At 40.5% G+C, this 18,662-nt stretch carries 17 protein-coding genes; 12 read left to right on the plus strand and 5 right to left on the minus strand.

What is annotated here, in order from left to right; all coding sequences use genetic code 11:
* Window positions 1-3 precede the first annotated feature (3 nt).
* The 4 genes from coaD (at window position 4) to ribD (ending at window position 3,631) form a co-directional block, all read left to right on the plus strand.
* Window positions 4-468 (plus strand): pantetheine-phosphate adenylyltransferase, encoded by a 465-nt coding sequence (coaD, locus tag CIK93_RS13220; RefSeq protein ID WP_094389837.1) that lies wholly within the window; start codon window positions 4-6, stop codon window positions 466-468.
* A 65-nt stretch (window positions 469-533) separates the two neighbouring features.
* Complete coding sequence (gene ybeY, locus CIK93_RS13225; protein WP_094389838.1) at window positions 534-959, plus strand: rRNA maturation RNase YbeY; 426 nt, start codon at window positions 534-536, stop codon at window positions 957-959.
* A 55-nt stretch (window positions 960-1,014) separates the two neighbouring features.
* Window positions 1,015-2,598: an L-lactate permease gene (locus CIK93_RS13230; protein ID WP_094447621.1), complete on the plus strand. Its 1,584-nt coding sequence runs from the start codon at window positions 1,015-1,017 to the stop codon at window positions 2,596-2,598.
* Between the two features lie 61 nt (window positions 2,599-2,659).
* Window positions 2,660-3,631, plus strand: a complete 972-nt coding sequence (ribD, locus tag CIK93_RS13235) for a bifunctional diaminohydroxyphosphoribosylaminopyrimidine deaminase/5-amino-6-(5-phosphoribosylamino)uracil reductase RibD (protein WP_094447622.1) — start codon at window positions 2,660-2,662, stop codon at window positions 3,629-3,631.
* 69 nt (window positions 3,632-3,700) lie between these two features.
* Here ribD and CIK93_RS13240 read toward each other — a convergent pair whose 3' ends face one another.
* The 4 genes from CIK93_RS13240 to argS form a co-directional block, all read right to left on the minus strand.
* The gene (locus CIK93_RS13240; RefSeq protein WP_094389841.1) at window positions 3,701-5,026 is read right to left on the minus strand and encodes an ATP-binding protein; all 1,326 of its coding nucleotides are present in this window, start codon (window positions 5,024-5,026) and stop codon (window positions 3,701-3,703) included.
* Window positions 5,027-5,302: 276 nt separating this feature from the next.
* Window positions 5,303-6,091, minus strand: coding sequence for a Cof-type HAD-IIB family hydrolase (locus CIK93_RS13245; protein WP_094447623.1), 789 nt, complete (start codon window positions 6,089-6,091; stop codon window positions 5,303-5,305).
* A gap of 41 nt (window positions 6,092-6,132) precedes the next feature.
* Complete coding sequence (locus CIK93_RS13250; RefSeq protein ID WP_094435267.1) at window positions 6,133-6,591, minus strand: RNase H family protein; 459 nt, start codon at window positions 6,589-6,591, stop codon at window positions 6,133-6,135.
* 3 nt (window positions 6,592-6,594) lie between these two features.
* Window positions 6,595-8,379, minus strand: coding sequence for an arginine--tRNA ligase (gene argS, locus CIK93_RS13255; protein ID WP_094447624.1), 1,785 nt, complete (start codon window positions 8,377-8,379; stop codon window positions 6,595-6,597).
* A 432-nt stretch (window positions 8,380-8,811) separates the two neighbouring features.
* On the opposite strand from argS, the gene CIK93_RS13260 reads away from it, so the two are divergent.
* On the plus strand, window positions 8,812-9,507 hold the full coding sequence (locus CIK93_RS13260) for a Sir2 family NAD-dependent protein deacetylase (RefSeq protein ID WP_094389845.1): 696 nt from the start codon (window positions 8,812-8,814) through the stop codon (window positions 9,505-9,507).
* Between the two features lie 602 nt (window positions 9,508-10,109).
* Here CIK93_RS13260 and CIK93_RS13270 read toward each other — a convergent pair.
* A complete protein-coding gene (locus CIK93_RS13270; protein ID WP_094439514.1) occupies window positions 10,110-11,876 on the minus strand; it encodes a tetratricopeptide repeat protein in 1,767 nt (588 codons plus the stop codon).
* Between the two features lie 288 nt (window positions 11,877-12,164).
* Here CIK93_RS13270 and CIK93_RS13275 point away from each other — a divergent pair, with 288 nt between their 5' ends.
* The 7 genes from CIK93_RS13275 (at window position 12,165) to CIK93_RS13300 (ending at window position 17,507) form a co-directional block, all read left to right on the plus strand.
* Window positions 12,165-12,569: a hypothetical protein gene (locus CIK93_RS13275; protein ID WP_094439518.1), complete on the plus strand. Its 405-nt coding sequence runs from the start codon at window positions 12,165-12,167 to the stop codon at window positions 12,567-12,569.
* 103 nt (window positions 12,570-12,672) lie between these two features.
* On the plus strand, window positions 12,673-13,269 hold the full coding sequence (locus tag CIK93_RS13280) for an isopentenyl-diphosphate delta-isomerase (RefSeq protein ID WP_216820901.1): 597 nt from the start codon (window positions 12,673-12,675) through the stop codon (window positions 13,267-13,269).
* A complete protein-coding gene (locus CIK93_RS13285) occupies window positions 13,260-13,460 on the plus strand; it encodes a hypothetical protein (protein WP_094439520.1) in 201 nt (66 codons plus the stop codon). The genes CIK93_RS13280 and CIK93_RS13285 overlap by 10 nt, the downstream gene beginning before the upstream one ends.
* 48 nt (window positions 13,461-13,508) lie before the next feature.
* Window positions 13,509-15,380, plus strand: a complete 1,872-nt coding sequence (locus tag CIK93_RS13290) for a prenyltransferase/squalene oxidase repeat-containing protein (RefSeq protein WP_094447625.1) — start codon at window positions 13,509-13,511, stop codon at window positions 15,378-15,380.
* A complete protein-coding gene (locus CIK93_RS13295; RefSeq protein ID WP_094439524.1) occupies window positions 15,370-16,470 on the plus strand; it encodes a hypothetical protein in 1,101 nt (366 codons plus the stop codon). Before CIK93_RS13290 ends, CIK93_RS13295 begins: the two co-directional genes overlap by 11 nt.
* 20 nt (window positions 16,471-16,490) lie before the next feature.
* The gene (locus tag CIK93_RS13750) at window positions 16,491-16,640 is read left to right on the plus strand and encodes a hypothetical protein (protein WP_158214820.1); all 150 of its coding nucleotides are present in this window, start codon (window positions 16,491-16,493) and stop codon (window positions 16,638-16,640) included.
* Window positions 16,641-16,706: 66 nt separating this feature from the next.
* Complete coding sequence (locus tag CIK93_RS13300; protein WP_094447626.1) at window positions 16,707-17,507, plus strand: carboxypeptidase-like regulatory domain-containing protein; 801 nt, start codon at window positions 16,707-16,709, stop codon at window positions 17,505-17,507.
* Window positions 17,508-18,662: the final 1,155 nt, after the last annotated feature.

Consider the following 18,662-nt stretch of genomic DNA (forward strand, 5'->3'; position numbering starts at 1 on the left):
ACTATGAGAACAGGAATATTTGTGGGAAGCTTCGACCCCTTTACCATCGGACACGACAGCATCGTCAGACGAAGTGTGGCACTATTTGACAGACTCGTTATCGGCGTAGTGGGCGATCATGTGGGGAAACCTTATATGCAACCGGCGGAAAATCGGATGAAGGCGATTGCCGAACTCTATGCTGACGAACCACGCATAGAAGTGAAACCATACTACGGACTGGCGGTGGATTTCGCTCGCAACGAGGGGGCGCAGTACATCATCAAAGGGGTTAGGTCGGTAAAAGACTTTGAGTATGAACGCGAACAGGCGGACATCAACAGACAAATGAGTGGGGTGGAAACACTGCTGCTATACAGCGAACCACAACTTTCGAGCGTTTCTTCAACCATGGTGCGAGAACTGATGCACTTCGGAGTAGATGTTTCTCCTTATCTGCCCAAAGCTAAAACACCAACGAAGCAATAACGCTGGGCAATGAAAATACAGCGTATGACTACAATATACAGATAGAACGAAACAATAAAGACAATATGATAACATACAACGCAGAAAACGTGAAATTCCCGAAAATAAAGCGCCGGGAAACCACAGCATGGATTAAAAGAGTAGCTGCCTCCTATGGAAGAAAGGTGGGAGAGATAGGGTATCTCTTCTGCGATGACGAGAAAATACTGGAGGTGAACCGCGAATACCTGCAACACGACTATTATACTGATATCATCACCTTCGACTATGATGAGGATGACATCATCAGCGGAGACCTCGTCATATCACTCGACACCGTGAAGAGCAATGCAGAACTCTTCCATAAAAACTATGACGAAGAACTACACCGCGTCATCATACACGGCATCCTACACCTCTGTGGCATCAACGACAAAGGGCCGGGAGAACGGGAAATCATGGAGGCTGCAGAAAACAAAGCGCTGGCAATGCGAACCGCAGAAGCACAATAGCCGAAAAACGAAACTGTAAATACTTACACACAAATACACTAAAACACTAAAACCTATGACAGCAATTATCGCTATTATCCCCATTATCCTGCTCTTCGTATTGATGCTGGGACTGAAAATGCCCGGTCACAAGAGCGCGTTTATCACTTTGGCTGCCACCGTCCTGTTAGCGCTATTCGTGGCGCCAGCAATGGGCATGATGCCAGAAAAGTTTGCCACTGCCAGTACCTATGCAGTAGTGTGGTGGAGTCTTGTGGAAGGCATACTCAAAGCCGTATTTCCTATACTCATCATCATTCTGATGGCTATCTACAGCTATAACATACTGGTGGAATCGAAAGAAATAGAAACTATCAAACAGCAGTTTACGTCGTTTACAGACGATAAAGGAATACTCGTTCTCATGCTTGTATGGGGATTCGGAGGACTTCTCGAAGGTATGGCGGGATTCGGAACGGCTGTGGCTATTCCTGCGGCAATACTTATCGGACTGGGATTCAAACCGATGTTCTCGGCACTGGTGGCCCTCATCGGAAACACCGTGGCTACGGGATTCGGTGCTGTGGGAGTGCCGGTAACAACGCTCTGCAACGAAGTGGCACCGGGCGGATCGGCATCGGCAGAAGCCATTTGCGAGACATCGGCATTCGCTGTGGTACAGCTCTCACCATTGTTCGTCCTGCTGCCGTTCATCATCCTGATGCTCACCGACCGGAAAGCATGGGCGAAAAACATTGCACTGGCACTATGGACGGGCATCATATCGGTAGTGGTGCAATATCTCTGCGCACGCTATCTGGGATCGGAAACTCCTGCTATCATAGGCAGTGTGGCGGCTATCGTGGCTATCATCATCTATGCTAAACTCTTTGGAAAGAAGAAGGAACATCGTGAGAACGAACGACACTTCACACTCGGAGAGACCTTCCGCGCATGGAGCGTATATCTCTTTATCCTTGTGTTTATCCTTGTCAGCGGTGCACTATGCCCACCAGTCAACGATTTCCTCAAAACACATCTCGTATCGAAAGTGCCGCTGCCAGTCATCGGATCGACGTTCAAATTCGGATGGATATCCAATGCTGGACTTATGCTCTTCTTAGGTGCTACCATCGGTGGAATGATACAAGGACTTTCTTTACGCAAGTTGATGACAGTGCTTGCACGTACTACCATCAACCTGCAGAAAACGGTGGTGACCATCGTTTCACTCATCGCATTGGCATCGGTCATGAACTATAGCGGCATGATAGGGGCTATTGCGGCAGGACTCGTGGCACTGACTGGATCGTTCTATCCATTCTTTGCACCACTCATCGGCGCTATCGGAACATTCGTTACAGGATCTGATACCTCGTCGAATATACTTTTCGCAAAACTACAAGCCAATGTGGCAGGACAGTTGGGCATGACGGGCACATCGTCATTCTATGGCATCTCTGGCTCGGAAAGCAACTGGCTCGTCGCTGCAAATACCACTGGTGCAACTGGTGGAAAGATGATTTCACCACAAAGTATCGCTATTGCTACTGCATCGTGTGATATGCAAGGAAAGGACGGAGAGATTATGCTTTCGGCTATTCCCTATGCGGTGGTATATATCATACTCGGAGGACTCATGGTCTATTTCGGTATTTAATCTGGATGACATAACATACGGACACGGCCTACAACAAGACAACATACACCTATTTATATATATGGAACACGACAACAAGCAACCGGTTTGGACGGACGACGACGTGAAATATATGCGACGTTGCATACAACTGGCAGAGAACGGACTGCTATCCACACGACCTAACCCGATGGTGGGTGCGGTGATTACAGCACGCGGAAGAATCATTGGAGAGGGCTATCACGTGAGATGCGGACAAGGTCATGCTGAAGTGAATGCCTTTGCTTCTGTACGTCAAGACGACGAACCGTTGCTCAAAGAGGCAACCGTCTATGTGTCGCTCGAACCCTGCTCACACTGGGGCAAGACGCCACCTTGCGCCGATCTGATTATCAGCAAGGGAGTGAAGCGCGTTGTGGTGGGCATCATCGACCCATTTGCCCAAGTGCAAGGACGGGGCATCAGAAAGTTGCGTGAAGCTGGAATAAAGGTGGAAGTGGGATTGTTGGAGGATGAGTGTTGGTGGCTCAACAGGCGATTCTTTACTTATCATGCCCAACAACGACCATACATCATCCTGAAATGGGCACAGACGGGCGATGGATTTATCGATGACCATTACCACCCAGTAATGATTTCCAATCCGCAAACGCAAATGCTTTCACACAAACTGAGATCGGAGGAAATGGCTATATTGGTGGGACATACCACTGCTGAGCGCGACAAACCGGCTCTCAACGTGCGACACTGGACAGGACAAGATCCGAAGCGCATCATTCTAACCCATGCACGCCCACTGCAACAACTCATAGATGATCTTCATCAACAGGGCATCCAGTCGCTCATCGTGGAAGGAGGAAGAAAGACATTGGAAAGTTTCATAGAAGCGGGATTATGGGACGAAATACGGAGAGAGCTATCGCCCATGACCGTTGGAGACGGTACTCCTGCACCCCATTTGCCTGCCGACATCGCCATTGTCAGCCATCACCATTATGCCGACAACACCATCACCGTCTATCGCCGCAAACAACATAAAGGCTCACAAGCATAATCAGGCTACTACATAACACATGCAGGGATTCCTTCCAGAATCCCTGCACGTGTTATAATAGCTTATCGCTCAACATTTATTGAAAATATTCTTGATGGCATAAAGTGGATAGACCCTGATGTCATCATAACTACAGAAATTTTCAAGTGATGTACGGATCCCATAGTCAATGTCTTTCTGGTGAAGAAAATAACGCATACTTTGCATAGAACCTTTGATACCCGATTTAACTTCTATTGGACGTATCTTATCAGCAAGTTGTACTACGTAATCCACTTCAGCATTGCTGCCACTCTTCTCCCGATGCCAACAGAAAAGTGATTTTGGTTCGTAACAAGAGGATGATTTGACTATTTCGTTACCAACGAAAGTTTCTGCGATGGCACCACGATTTACAACTTGTATGTCAGTAGTGGATAGAATATCTGAAAGGTCTAAACCTAAAAGACATTGCAACAATCCAGTATCAAGGAATATCATACGACGATATTTTTCATTGATTTCTGCTCCCAAAGGTATTCCGTTGGCAGACGTATGGGTTACTGGATATACAAGTCCGGCAAGGATAAGAGTTTCAAGTGCTGTTTTAATCTGCTCGCTGTTTCCATCGCAGTTCACCTTGCTATATACGAATTTGCCAAGCCCTTGCTCGGCAACAGAACGGAATACGGCATCAATACGAACAGACGGGACACGCTGGCGATACTTTACAAAATCATCTCTAAACGACTGTATCAGGTCGCGCAATAGGTGCTGACACTCTTGCAAATTACCATCTTGACAATATCTGGATACCACAGCGGGCATTCCTCCCATAATCAGGAACAACCGCAATTTGCGCACGGCTTGCTCATGTATAGGTTCTGGAAGTGGATTAAATGGATTTGCTTTGGCTATCACACTTGCCAACATCTCATCACCCGTAGCCCACAAAAACTCCTCGTAAGAAAATGGATACATAAAGATACTTCTTATTCTTCCAACTCCATAGGATGGTAACGATTCTAAAGCAAACTCCAAAAGAGAGCCAGCCGCTATTAGATGTTGTTCTGGATACTTTTCATAAAAGTATCTTAAACGATTAATTGCTTGTGGGCATGCTTGTATCTCATCGAAAAACAAAAGGGTTTTGCCTGCAATAATTGGCTGATGAAGCTGTATTGACAACAATTGGCAGATCTCTTGTGGTGAATAAGTTCCGTCAAACATATAATGTATGTCAGGCCGTTCATTGAAATCCACTTCTGCAAAGTTATCAAATTGCTCCGAAAGATGCCGTACTGCAGTTGTTTTTCCAACTTGTCTTGCTCCTCGCAATAGCAGAGGTTTTCGGTCTGTTTGCTTTGCCCAGTTCTGAAGTTCTTTGTCTATATATCGTTTGTTATATTTAGCCATATCCTATATGTTACTGGTTTTCAGTCGCAAAGATACCACTTTTTTATGAAATTAAGAATCAAGAATTGGTTAAATTTTATAAAATTAGGGGCTAAGAATTACCTATATCAGAGAAAATTAGGGGCTAAAAGCTACCCAAACCTTATAAAATTATGGGCTAAGAATTACCTATATCAGAGAAAATTAGGGGCTAAAAGCTACCCAAACCTTATAAAATTATGGGCTAAGAATTACTCAAATCAGAGAAAATTAGGGGCTAAGAACAGAATTAAGACATCAGATAATGCCATAATGGCGAAGCGCCAAAAGGATGCCGTCATCATCTACACTTGTAGTAACATAAGTAGCAGCAGCCTTCAATTCGGGGATGGCATTACCCATGGCGATGCCTGTTCCAGCCTTGAGAATAATGCTCATATCGTTGCCACCGTCACCGAAAGCGATGGTGTGGCTCATATCTATACCTTCCGCCTCTGCCATGGCGATGAGCCCTTTGCCTTTGTCAGCATCGCAATGGGTAATGTCGGTAAACTCCGGATGCCATCTGCCCGACACACAATGGGGCACTTGGGGCATGAGCAACGACTCATGGTGGGCATCAAAGAATGCCGACAACTGATAGACAGGTTCTTCCATAGCCACGTCAAGGGGCGTATCGTAGTCGATATTGGTCACCGCAAGGTCGTGTTCAAAGATACGTGCAATACACTCTTTGCTATTGAATGGCACCATGCGTGACTCGGTACAAACGAGACAAGCATCGTCATTCTGACGACAATCGTTGAGAATCAAATCCACATCGGCAGGGGCTATAGGCACACGACGAACGGTGCGCTCGCCTACAAAGCAATGTGCTCCGTTGGTAGTGATATAGCCGTCAATGAGATGTTCGATAGGTTTGAGATTGTTGAGAATATAATAGGGACGTCCCGTAGAAATATAGATGCGTGCACCATTGGCCTTAGCCTGTGTGAGGGCAAGGATGGTAGATGGTGGTATCTGGTGGGTTTTGAAACTAACGAGAGTACCGTCGATATCGAAGAAAAGGGCATATTGATGATCCATGAAATACAATCTTTATATTGTGAAACTAGTGGGTAAGAGGTTTATTTCCTACCGAAATCGGCAGGCACCTCACCCCATTTCTTGGTTTCCCACTTGATGATGGGGTTTGTCCAAGTATGTGTATTCAACCAACGCTCAGCGCGCTGGATAATCTGATAAAGTGGTTCTGTCTGTGGTGTGCGCTCAAGTTTGGTCTTACACTGACGCTTCTTCACCCAAAGAATGGCATTGTAAGAGTCGCTATAGATGGTTTTTTGCGTTTGTCCTTGCTGTTGCATGAGTGCGAGTGCATGGACTATGGCGAGAAATTCACCGATATTGTTGGTGCCTTTCATCGGACCGAAATGGAACACACGGGCACCTGTAGCTAAGTCGATGGCCTGATATTCCATCGGACCGGGATTTCCGGAACAGGCAGCATCGACGGCCCACGCGTCTGCCGTCACCTCAAGAGGCAACGGCAGAACGGTGTCGTTTCGATAGTCGGGAGGGTTCTGCATGGGCTACATACGCTCAGGAACCTCGATACCAAGCAGTGCCATGCCATTGCGGATGACTTTTGCCACGTTGCGTGCAATAACAAGACGCACGAGTTTCTTCTGCTCATCGGCCTCGTTGAGGATGCTATAGTCGTGGTAGAACTGGTTGAATACCTTTGTGAGTTCGTAGCAGTAGTTGGCAATGCCACTGGGACTGTAGTCTTTACCGGCCTGCTCTACGGCAGCGCCATACTCGCTCATCTTCTGGATGAGTTCGGTTTCCTTGTCGGAAAGAACTGCGGTGAGTGGTGCTTCAGATGCTCCCTGCTCGCCTGCCTTGCGCAGAATGCTGCGGATACGGGCATAGGTATATTGGATGAAAGGACCGGTATTGCCATTGAAGTCGATAGACTCTTCGGGATTGAAGAGCATATTCTTGCGTGCATCAACCTTCAGAATGAAGTATTTCAGGGCACCCATTCCCACGATGCGTGCAATCTCGTTGCGCTCGTCTTCGCTCATATCGTCAAACTTACCCAGCTCCTCACTGGTCTTCTTGGCGTCGCTGACCATGAGTGCCATCAAGTCGTCGGCATCGACAACAGTACCTTCACGGCTCTTCATCTTACCATTGGGAAGTTCGACCATACCATAGGAGAAGTGGACAAGTTCTTTACCCCACTTGAAACCGAGGCGATCGAGGAGTATTGAAAGTACCTGGAAGTGGTAGTTCTGTTCATTGCCCACCACGTAAATCATCTTGTCGATGGGGTAATCCTGAAAGCGCATTTCAGCAGTACCGATATCCTGTGTCATATAGACACTGGTTCCATCGGAACGCAACAGCAGTTTCTGGTCAAGGCCCTCGTTAGTAAGATCGGCCCAAACAGAATTGTCGGCATGACGCTCAAAGAGGCCTTTGGCAAGTCCTTCCTCTACTTTGGCTTTACCCTTGAGATAGGTCTGCGATTCATAGTAAATCTTATCAAACGAAACACCCATCTTTTTGTAGGTCTCGTCGAAACCGGCATATACCCAGTTGTTCATCTTTTGCCAGAGGGCACGCACTTCGGGATCATTATTCTCCCACTTCACCAACATCTCGTGTGCCTCCTTAATGAGAGGAGCCTCCTGCTTGGCTTGTTCTTCGTCCATGCCACTTTCAACAAGTTGCTTTACTTCTTCGCGATAATGCTTATCGAAAGCAACATAGTAATCACCAATCAGGTGGTCGCCCTTCTTACCGCTTGTCTCAGGAGTCTCGCCATTGCCATATTTCAACCAAGCCAACATAGACTTACAGATATGTATGCCTCGGTCGTTGACAATATTGGTCTTCACTACACGATTACCGTTAGCCTGCATAATCTGTGCTAACGACCAGCCCAACAGGTTGTTGCGCACGTGTCCTAAGTGAAGTGGTTTGTTGGTATTGGGCGAAGAGTATTCGATCATCACCAACGGACTATTTTCATTAGCTTGACGCTCACCATAGTGTTCGTTGGCATTGATATCGTTGAGCAGGGCAAGCCATGCTGCTGGCGCAATGACCAGATTGAGGAAGCCCTTCACAACGTTGAATCCTGCAACAGCATCGCAATGGTCTGCAAGATACTGACCAATCTCTTGTGCTGTCTGTTCTGGATTCTTCTTAGAAATCTTAAGGAAGGGAAATACCACTAATGTAAGATTACCCTCAAACTCACTACGTGTCTTCTGCAGTTGCACCATCTTTTCGGGCACTTGTTGTCCGTAAAGTGATGATACGGCCTCTTGTGCCGATGTGATTATCTGTGATTCTATATTCATATACCTATTATATTTAGAGTGCAAAGGTACGATTAAGTGAGCAGAATACAAAAAGAAATACCAAATTTCTTTTGGATTCTCGAACGTAAGTACCTAAGATGCGAAGCATCAAAGGTACGATTAAGTGAGCAGAATACAAAAAGAAATACCAAATTTCTTTTGGATTCTCGAACGTAAGTACCTAAGATGCGAAGCATCAAAGGTACGATTAAGTGAGCAGAATACAAAAAGAAATACCAAATTTCTTTTGGATTCTCGAACGTGAGTACCTAAGATGTGAAGCATCAGAGGTAACCACAAAACCTTTAAAGCCATACGAATAAGCGATAGAAAAAAAAATACGCAACAGAAAATAATATGCAGAAATGCTTTCGCAATTGCTGGAAATTTCGTACTTTCGCATCAACTAAACACTAAAAAAGCAATTGCCTTATGAAGAAAATCGTAGTTTTGACAGGTGCCGGAATGTCGGTAGAGAGTGGACTGAAAACTTTTCGCGATGCTGACGGATTGTGGGAAAACTATCCCGTAGCACAGGTGGCAACACACGAAGGATGGCTCGAAAACCCCACTTTGGTGACCAATTTCTATAATATGCTGCGAAAAAAATGTCTCGATGCCAAACCCAATGAGGGCCATAAACTTGTAGCAGAACTCGAAAAGAAATATGATGTGACTGTAGTGACACAGAATGTGGATAACCTTCACGAGGCTGCGGGCTCATCAAAAGTAATCCATCTGCACGGCGAACTCATGAAGGTGTGCAGCAGTAGGGATGTAGATAACCCGCGATATCAGCAACTTCTCACTGCCGAGAACTGTGAAGTAAAGCCCGGCACACTGGCTGGCGATGGATCGCTTCTCCGCCCCTTTATAGTCTTTTTCGGCGAAGGCGTGCCAATGATCAGTCGTGCAGCGGATGAAGCAGAACATGCGGACATCTTTATTATCATCGGTACATCGCTCAACGTCTATCCTGCAGCCGGACTTGTACAGTATGTTAGACCGGGAGTACCTGTATATCTCATAGACCCCCACCCCGTCAATGCCGGTTCCAACGTGCAGCAGATACAGGCTGGAGCCAGCGAAGGCATGCGTCAACTCTCAAAACTGCTTCTTTCAGACTAACGCAAGCTATGGATTATAGGATTCATAAGCAATAATGGTCGCGAAATGTAAACAAGTGCTAAAATACTGATGTTTTCGCACACAGCAATTGATTCATATCAATAATATATGTTTATTTTGCGTAAAATATTCCAAAAAAGTTGCGTCGTTATGAAAATCATCGTAACTTTGCATCGTCAAAAAGAACAAGAGGTTCTTATCAGACATTCGGTTAATAGATTGTTTTAGGTTAGTAGTAATATTTATAGTTTTAGGTTTTTAGTTATTGGTAAAAAGAAAGTTTGAAATATGGATAACAGTGGTCGCCGTGAGGCTCCCATAACTTTCTTTTTTTTATAGAATTTTGTTTCATACAACATATACACGCCGCAAGGCAATCCAATCTTGAGGTTGGAAAACAAAAAGAAAGGATTTTTAGTTATACATAGGCTTTGGATGTCGCTGCTCGTGTTGAGTAGCGGCGTTTTTTTTATTTCCACCCACCATATTTCTCTCGTAAACCACCATTTCATAGCCGCATAATTTATGGATAAAAATTTTGAGTGCTTCCGTTCTGGATAATAGCAGTATAGCATATTAGCAGACTCTATTCTGTTACTATGCTATTCGATGTCCATATCATTATCGCTGGTCAGTACCCAATCGTATTTTTTCACCCATCTCCAGACGGTTGCACGAGAGAGGTTTGTCATATTCTGAATTTGAGGTTTAGCCAGACCTATTCGCATAAGATAACAAACTTGCATCTGCTGCTCTGTAAATGTACCCAATTCTTTCAGTAATCGGTCCTTGAATAATGGGTATAATTCATCTACTGCTTGATATAGCTGCTTCCAATCGGCTGATTTCATATTCTTCTTGCCAGTTGAAGATTGGCGGATAGCGTAGATGACATCCTCTGCTTTGCCCTCCAGCTCTGACTGGTGTAAAAGTTTGATAAAGATCTTGTTTTGATCCATCTTCTCCGACAGTTGTTGCTCTTTCGCTTTCAATGCCTCATCATAATCTGACAATTCAGCATTCACACGCAGAAGTTCCCTATTAACATTCGCCAGTTCGTACGTAGATTTTGCCAAAGACTTCTTAGATTGCTCCAGTTCTTGCTCTTTCTCTACTATGTTTGCTCGAAGTTGTTGAGCATCATTGGAAACTCGCTGTAATTCCGATGACAATGTAACAACCTCTTGCAGATGCTTATTACGCCTTCTCACGTAAAGAATATAAGCGATACTTGCCAAAAGTATTGTTGCCATGACAACAATGGTGAGTGTGTTTTTGTACCGTTCTCTTTCGTCCTTTAGAGTTTGTTCTTTCTTTTGGTCCAGATGATATTGATACTCATTATTTACTGTTGCAGCAAGTTCCTGCCTCTTCCCGAAATCCAGCGAATCACTCAACTGCATATAAATATCTGCATACTTACCAGCGTCTTCCCTATTTCCCGTCTTTTTGCAGATTCGATAAAGAAGTTTTGCTGCATCATACATATTATCTATGTCTGTACCATCTTCTAGAATGCGCTTGCAATATATTGTAGCAGAATCATTCTGGTTTGAAGATTCATAGTATTGTGCGAATGCCATACAAGCGAAAGCTGAGTAATCTATTAAAGGATTAATCTCAATCAATGAAAAGCACTCCTTTGCTCTTTGTGTTTCTCCCAATTCCGAGTAGTCGCACAATAAATAAAAAAGGAAATTTTGATGTTTGGAAATGTCTTTTGATATCTTTATCTGTTCATATGCCAGATTGAAAGCTTTTTTTGCCTGCATGGAGCTATCTAAAGCAAGGTAGGCAGAACCCAAATGAAGATATGGTAGCACACAGTCAGTCTTCAACTGCTTGCATATACTAAGTTCTTTCTCTGCCATACTTACAGCATTGGCATAATTCTGAACCCTATACTGCAAGTAAGTCAGATTTGAGTACGTGTTTCGCATCATAATTGAATCACAATCTTTGTTGTTATGTGCAAAATCTAAAGATTTGAAAAAATACTCTAACGCCTGTGGGGTATCATGTAAGTCACGATATACACTACCAGCATAATAATAAACTTCTTGTTTCTCAGATTGAGAGCCTTCACTTTCAAAATACCCAATAAGCCTTCTTATTAAAATGTCTGAGTTTGGGCTATTGTCTGCTTTGTCATTCAAGCGTACACGCAGTAAATCGTATTTAGACCTGACATAATCATTGCTTTCTCGTACTTCAAATTCCAATGAATCCAACATGACAAGTGCCGTTTGTGGATTTTCATTGCCTATGTTTTTGATATGTTCCAGATCATCCAAGACAGTTTGTTTAGAACAAGCCGTAGTAAATACAGCAAGGAGTAACCAAATGCAACGAACCAAAATCTTATTCATATTCTTTTATTGTTAATTCTGGTGCAAAGATACACAGAAAAGATGAGTTAAAGAAGGTTTTTACATTCATTAGTGTTTCTTGGTGTTTCACATAAATCTGAAGAATAACAAAACTGACAAAACTCTTATAAAACGTAACTATCTGGGTGTCTGTATAATATAAATAAAAAAACAGAAGGATAACATTATTTAACAGATAGTAGAAACACTTTGAAACACAAAATATTTCCATACAACTCATTTAATGAGTAATTTTGGACCAGAATCAAACATTTAATTATCGTAGTTATGAAAAAGAGAATCTGTTTTATGGCAATTTTGTTTGCCTTCGTAATGCAAAGCTTAAGTGTGTGGGCAGCCACACAAAGTGTTACACCCGTGTACTTACACTATAAGCACACGCCAAAACTGGATGGAATGCCGAAGCCATCAAAATCACCTGCGAACTACAGCCTCTCATTGAGCGTGTCTTATAATGCAGATGGGCAGCAATTGGTTATGCAAGACTCTTCTGGTGAAGTATACACATACTATATATTAAATGAGAATGAGGAAGTCGCATCACAAGGCATATTGGATTTCAGCAGTACAGATTATCATACTGTCGACCTTTGGGCTTACCTTAGTGGAGCATACACCTTAGTCATTGTGCATGGTGGGCATACTTTCTGTGGCACGTTTGATGTTGATTAGATTCTGACTCAACATCATTTCAGAGAGAAACCAATCTACATAAAAGAAGCGGAAGTAAAATAGTTAAAGAGGTTCTGCTTTAGTTTGTTAGGTCAGAAACACAATGAACAAACTTTTCCCTGTTTTTTATTCTAAACTACTTTTGCTGTGCATAAACCTATATCAATATCAGTTTAAAGATAATAATAATATGATTCATAATCAAGTATTACTCACTAATGGATGCTTTTGTGATAAAATAGAAGCTCATGTCAAAGGAATTCCACATTATGCTTTTTCAGTAATGATATTTGATTCAAAGAACAATCTTTTATTGCAACGGAGGGCAAAATCAAAGTACCATTCTGGTGGATTGTGGAGTAATGCTTGCTGTGGCCATCCTTTGGTAAACACCTCAATTGATATCATAAATAAAGCAGCAGCAAAGAGGCTTGAAGAGGAAATGGGGATATGTAGCAAATTGCAATATAAATATAGTTTCAAATATCAAGTAGGTTGTGGTGCTCTAACTGAAAATGAAGTAGATTATGTTTTTGAGGGCATTTATGATTGCGAAACTCCTATATCTTATAACAAAATTGAGGTGGAAAACTATAGATGGGTCACTCGTGAAGAATTGATTAAAGATGTACAATCAAATCCCTATGCATATACTTCGTGGTTTCGAATAATACTTAATCATTATCAAATATGGGATTAATCTCTCTACAATGTTTAACAATTAATTTTTTATTAGTAATGAAAAATTTTAAAGAGCTGTTAGATTCTTTGAATCTAGAAGAATTGTCAAGTCGTGAAGAACTTGCTGTAATGGAAACTCAGGCACATGATCCGTATACAGATCGTGACGAACCTGGTATGTGGTTGCTTGGGTGGAAAATCGCTGATTGAGAATTTGCTTCTATACATATTTGTGTATAGAAGCTTAAATCTGTATTTATGAGAGATGATATTAAAAGGCTAAATAAAAGGATAAAAGAGGAAATTCTTATCCTTCCCGTTAGGCAATGTACCAAAGATAGCCTTGAAAAAGCTATCTTTGGAAGTCTTTCTTTCTATACATATTTGCCATTAGACATTCTTGATACAACTAAAGATAGAGAATGTTATTTGGCAAAAACAATAGACCTTAGTCTATATGCTATACTTTATGTGGCATCAGTAGTTTTTACAGATAAGCTATTTGATCACCAGATGAATATAAAATCTCATAAACTCTTTGTCGAGTATAATTTTTTTATAAAAGAATATGCTGTTAGGGGACTACAAGAAACCATTGGGAGCGAATCAAAATTCTGGATGTCATTTGACGCTTTGAAATATAAATTATTTGCAAATTCAAGTTTTACCAACCACGATTTTAATGGCGGAGAAGAAGAGTTGTTTATTAAACTGTTAAACAAAAGTTCTCTTATTGGCGCCTATATTTCTGCGATGCAAATTATTGTGCAGGAGGAACTGGAGTGGGATAAGATACTTGATGCATTAAATAAATTCCATAAAGCATTTCAACTTGTTGACGATTACGAAGATCTTATTGAGGATGCAAAAAATGATCAACTAAATTATTATTTGTATGTGGGAAAACAATGTATGCTGGAGTCTGAAACTATTTCAAATAATATAAAAGTATTATATGTAGATGGTGTAATTGAACGGGGGCTAAACTGTGCTTTTTTATTCTCAAAAGAGTCAGCAGAAGATTTCTCGCGTTTAAATATGAGGTACTCTCATGCTTTCTCTAAAGAACTATATCAACAAATAGGTAGAATACTGGTAGAGATAAGATTTCTTAAACAAAAAGCAATTGTAAAATCAGAACTGAGCAATAGAAAAATTACTAATAACACAATAAGTTTATCTATCTCTAAAAGTTTGGCTTTTATCAAGAATAGAAGGAATGATAACAATTCCTGGACAGATTTTATGACTCTTGCAGGTCCTGGTACTAATTGGATTACAGCATTTGTTATATCTATGCTTGGAGAATTTCCAGAAAACAGAGAGTATCTTAAGGAAAGCCTAGATTGGTTGGAAAAACAAGAAGGAAACTATAATGATGGTGTAGTTGTAGATGCTGATTCAACTAATTTTCTCATTAAAGCTAAAAGTGTTATGGAAAATGAAGTACATAAAGCCGATATTGAGAAGTGGGAACAGTTCGTACATCCATCAGGAGGCTTTTCTACATATAGAGATAATAGCATAACTAGAGTTCTACATATAAGTCCAGATTCCAATATTATAGGATGGACTGCAGAGCATTATTGTGTTACTGCAGTTGCTTGCTGGATTGCCAAATCGATAAAATGTGGGAGTATTTATGAAAAGGCTCTCTCATATCTTCGTGATGGTATAAGGTCTGATGGAAGTATTCCTTCGTATTGGTGGACAGAAGATCTGTATACAACCGCTTTTGCTGTTATGTGTGGACTATACGGAAAGCCTGTAGAATATATTCTAAAACGACAAGTATCTAAAGGATATTGGACAAATATGGATAAACCATCAGTTTTTTATACTTCATTATGCATTAAAGCTCTTGAGTTGATACCCAATGCCGATTCCAATATCAGATCGTGTATAGAAAGGGGGGTTGATTGGATCGTAAGCCAGCAAAACGATGATGGCAGTTGGGATTCTGAAGAAATCCTAAGAATACCTGCACCCGATATTCTTGATCCTCAAAGTGTAAATAATTGGAAGAGGTCCTCTTTTGGAGTAAATATCATTACTGATGATTACGGGAGAGTATTTACAACAGCATTAACATACAATATACTTTTATCTTATAATAGATATGTTGCATAATATTTTGTTCACAGAATATAATAGGTCACAGTCGGTTCTTCACCTTGACGATGAAAGACATTTTATTATTAGCAATGATAAACGAGCTATATTAGAGAATATGTTAAAAGGCTGCGATGATGATTCAAAAGATGAATTATTCAAACTGCTTGCTGAAAAAGGGGTAGAAGCTAATACATATGTTGGGCTTCAGGAATATCAAATGAAAGTAAAAATTATTCCGGCGAAGGTAATGAATATTTTAACAAAGCCATTTCTGTTTCTTTTCTACGATACAATTCTTTGTGTTGTGTTTACATCATTATTAGGTTATCTTTGCTATGAACTGTTTCTTGCATCGCATACATTCCTTTCTACAACTTTTGCTTTCAATGCCTCTTGGCTTTTGTTAATTATAATGTTCGTTTTTCATGAAATAGGACATGCTAGTGCTTGCAAACATTATGGAGCTCCTATATATGATGTTGGTTTTGGTATTGCGGCTTTTAGACCTGTGTTATATGCTAACGTAACTGGGGCTTGGTATCTAAACCAGAAAGAAAGACTTATAGTAAATATCGGTGGGGTCTATTTTCAAATTATTTTATCTTCAATAACGACTTTTTTATCTATACAATTTGAAAATTCATCATTATTTTATTTGTCAAGAACGATGTTGATTTCTGTATTTTTCCAATTCTATCCATTTTATAGAAGCGATGGTTATTGGATAATATCAGACATAATTGGAGAACCTCATCTATATAAAAAAGCCATCGCAATAACTTCAAAGAAAATCCGTAACTGGAAAAAAACGATTCTAACCCCTAAAGAATTGTGTTTGTTTATATATTTGATGTCTTTTGAATGTGTAATTATGTTTTTATTACTATTTTTTATATATAATAATTTCTCAATTTTGATTAGGCTACCTCAGGAAGTAGTAGTCTCCTTATCACAGATAATCTCAGGAGATTTTCATAGGATTGAAACTGTAAGTTTCCATGATATTTGGGTAGCAATTGTTGTTTTTTTTATTACTAAATTTGTGTTTAATACAATTCATAATAGAAAACGTTCTGCTAATGGGGCAACAGTACGTTCTAAATAACCAGCCCCGTAATAATAAATATGGAGAATAATAAATTAAACGATTTGGTAAATTCTTTGAATTTACAAGAACTTTCTTCTCGTGAAGAGCTAGCAGAAATGCCATCTGCTTCTGAACCAACTCTTGAGGATCAAACAATCACCATCTTTGCATGGAATATTCCGATCTAAGAAGTTTATTGTTCCTTGAACAAGTCGGGTTGCTCCGACTTGTTCAAACTTTAATTGTTTAACAAAATGAAAAGAATACTATTAATATTAATAATTGTGCTTTGGCAGAATGTCGTTTGGGCGCAGATTTCGGTCAAAGGAAAGATTACAGATGTAAATGGAAAAGGTGTAGAGTATGTTAGTGTAGGGGTTGATAGTTTATTTACTATATCTGATGTAGATGGATATTTTGAGTTGAAAATACCTGATGGACATACTGCTCCTATGATCTTTCATCATATCAGCTATCGTACACAACAATTGCCATTTGACACATATAAAAGTGGTAGTGTGAGTGTTAAGCTCGAAGAAGATATTTACAATCTTTCTAATGTAATAATCTCAAATAAAGAATTGAAAGAAAAAACAATCTCTCATAAAGGTTTTAAAGCTCCAGGTGACGTGGGGTTCAATAATATTAGGAACTCCATCTATGAGATTGGGCCTATTGTAAATAACAAAAATAATTATCTTGTTAGGAGTTTTAACTTTAAGGTCGAAGAATGCACTTATTCTTACTGTACAGTTCGTATTATCGTATACGAGATAAACGACAAAAAATTAACTCCAGTCCAGCACAAGCCGATATATATTGATTTCTCGGACAAAAAACAATTTACAGAGCAAACAATCGAAGTAAAAGAGGACATATTACTTAAAAAGAATCATAAATATTATATAGGTCTTGCCGTGGTTAGCTCTAGTGGTAAGGGAACTATCCATTTTCCAGCATATATACGAAAAGGATATGTAAGGAATCTCACATCTGGAAAAATCAAAAAACTCCCTGCAACTATAGGGCTATCGATGAAAGGATTTGTGTTTTAAATCCGAAAATCTCATCGTCTTATGACTTTGCAATTGATTCCAATATCCCTACGATCATAAAGAAAGATGGTACAACGTTTACCGCTCAACGCTCTGGGCTTGGCGATGGAGACCGTCGCTTCCCCAACACTTTCTATCTTCCATACATAGGGTTCACTAATTAAATATAAATTATTGATAATAAGAAAATTAGCTATTAAAATATTTGCTCAATTCGCGAAAAATGATTACCTTTGAGTGTTAAAACCACAGAAATAATATGAAATACTACTCTCAATATTATGTTCACGACCTGTTTGAGCTCCAACCTATATAATTCATAGGAACAAAAAAAACGGGATTGTCTGGAAGCCAAGTGTTGCTTGGCCTTATTGACAAACAAAGAAAACGTTTATCAGAATAAGTTTCTCACCACATCACCGGCATCTTGAAGAGATGATAACTGCTCTGGGAAGAATTGCAGCCTAAAACAAAACACATGATAGACTATATTGATTTATTTTGCACTCTTCAGAAGAAATAGTGCAGCAATTTTTATGTAGTTATGTCATAAGTGACAAGAATGTGATCTATGAAATAGATGGTTGCTGAATCTAAATCTTTGAGCAGAATCCATCTACTGACCTCAAAACGCTTATTTTTCATCAAACGGAGTTGCAGGTTGAGGAAGGTGTATTCATAAAAGTGCCCCTATGAATTATATAGGCTAAATTGGCTACGCCTTTGTTTTCTCGCCATGGCATAATTAAAGCGAGCTTAACTTCGTTGACTTTCCTCACGTTCAGAAAACTTCAAGCGAGCTTGATTTTTCGCTCACTTAATCGGAAAGTTTAATTCTGCTCATGGCTTAACGAAAACAATCCGATGATTTATTTCTGTGTGACATTTCACAACTGCCTAGAAAGCACCAACGTTTCTGTGATTTCTGTGTGACATTAAAAAAAATCCGCTTTCTATGTTAAAATCCAAATATTTTGACCATTATTTTTAATTTATGCTGATATTTTATATTCTGGTGAGAAAATTTGGCGATTTCGGACCATAGCAGTGACCAAACGTATGAGTTTGTTCTTTACATTATTCAGTGCAACCTGCTTCTTCTTTCCACGTTCTACGAGTCGCATATAGTATCTTGCGATAACGGGATTGAAGTTG

This window comes from Prevotella sp. P3-92 (assembly GCF_002251205.1).
Lineage (GTDB): Bacteria > Bacteroidota > Bacteroidia > Bacteroidales > Bacteroidaceae > Prevotella.

What these genes read in the sequence shown, in the direction of transcription:
- coaD (WP_094389837.1), top strand. Translation starts at nt 4, where the DNA reads ATGAGAACAGGAATATTTGTGGGAAGCTTCGACCCCTTTACCATCGGA.
- ybeY (WP_094389838.1), top strand. Translation starts at nt 534, where the DNA reads ATGATAACATACAACGCAGAAAACGTGAAATTCCCGAAAATAAAGCGC.
- CIK93_RS13230 (WP_094447621.1), top strand. Translation starts at nt 1,015, where the DNA reads ATGACAGCAATTATCGCTATTATCCCCATTATCCTGCTCTTCGTATTG.
- ribD (WP_094447622.1), top strand. Translation starts at nt 2,660, where the DNA reads ATGGAACACGACAACAAGCAACCGGTTTGGACGGACGACGACGTGAAA.
- CIK93_RS13240 (WP_094389841.1), bottom strand. Translation starts at nt 5,026, where the DNA reads ATGGCTAAATATAACAAACGATATATAGACAAAGAACTTCAGAACTGG.
- CIK93_RS13245 (WP_094447623.1), bottom strand. Translation starts at nt 6,091, where the DNA reads ATGGATCATCAATATGCCCTTTTCTTCGATATCGACGGTACTCTCGTT.
- CIK93_RS13250 (WP_094435267.1), bottom strand. Translation starts at nt 6,591, where the DNA reads ATGCAGAACCCTCCCGACTATCGAAACGACACCGTTCTGCCGTTGCCT.
- argS (WP_094447624.1), bottom strand. Translation starts at nt 8,379, where the DNA reads ATGAATATAGAATCACAGATAATCACATCGGCACAAGAGGCCGTATCA.
- CIK93_RS13260 (WP_094389845.1), top strand. Translation starts at nt 8,812, where the DNA reads ATGAAGAAAATCGTAGTTTTGACAGGTGCCGGAATGTCGGTAGAGAGT.
- CIK93_RS13270 (WP_094439514.1), bottom strand. Translation starts at nt 11,876, where the DNA reads ATGAATAAGATTTTGGTTCGTTGCATTTGGTTACTCCTTGCTGTATTT.
- CIK93_RS13275 (WP_094439518.1), top strand. Translation starts at nt 12,165, where the DNA reads ATGAAAAAGAGAATCTGTTTTATGGCAATTTTGTTTGCCTTCGTAATG.
- CIK93_RS13280 (WP_216820901.1), top strand. Translation starts at nt 12,673, where the DNA reads ATGAACAAACTTTTCCCTGTTTTTTATTCTAAACTACTTTTGCTGTGC.
- CIK93_RS13285 (WP_094439520.1), top strand. Translation starts at nt 13,260, where the DNA reads ATGGGATTAATCTCTCTACAATGTTTAACAATTAATTTTTTATTAGTA.
- CIK93_RS13290 (WP_094447625.1), top strand. Translation starts at nt 13,509, where the DNA reads ATGAGAGATGATATTAAAAGGCTAAATAAAAGGATAAAAGAGGAAATT.
- CIK93_RS13295 (WP_094439524.1), top strand. Translation starts at nt 15,370, where the DNA reads ATGTTGCATAATATTTTGTTCACAGAATATAATAGGTCACAGTCGGTT.
- CIK93_RS13750 (WP_158214820.1), top strand. Translation starts at nt 16,491, where the DNA reads ATGGAGAATAATAAATTAAACGATTTGGTAAATTCTTTGAATTTACAA.
- CIK93_RS13300 (WP_094447626.1), top strand. Translation starts at nt 16,707, where the DNA reads ATGAAAAGAATACTATTAATATTAATAATTGTGCTTTGGCAGAATGTC.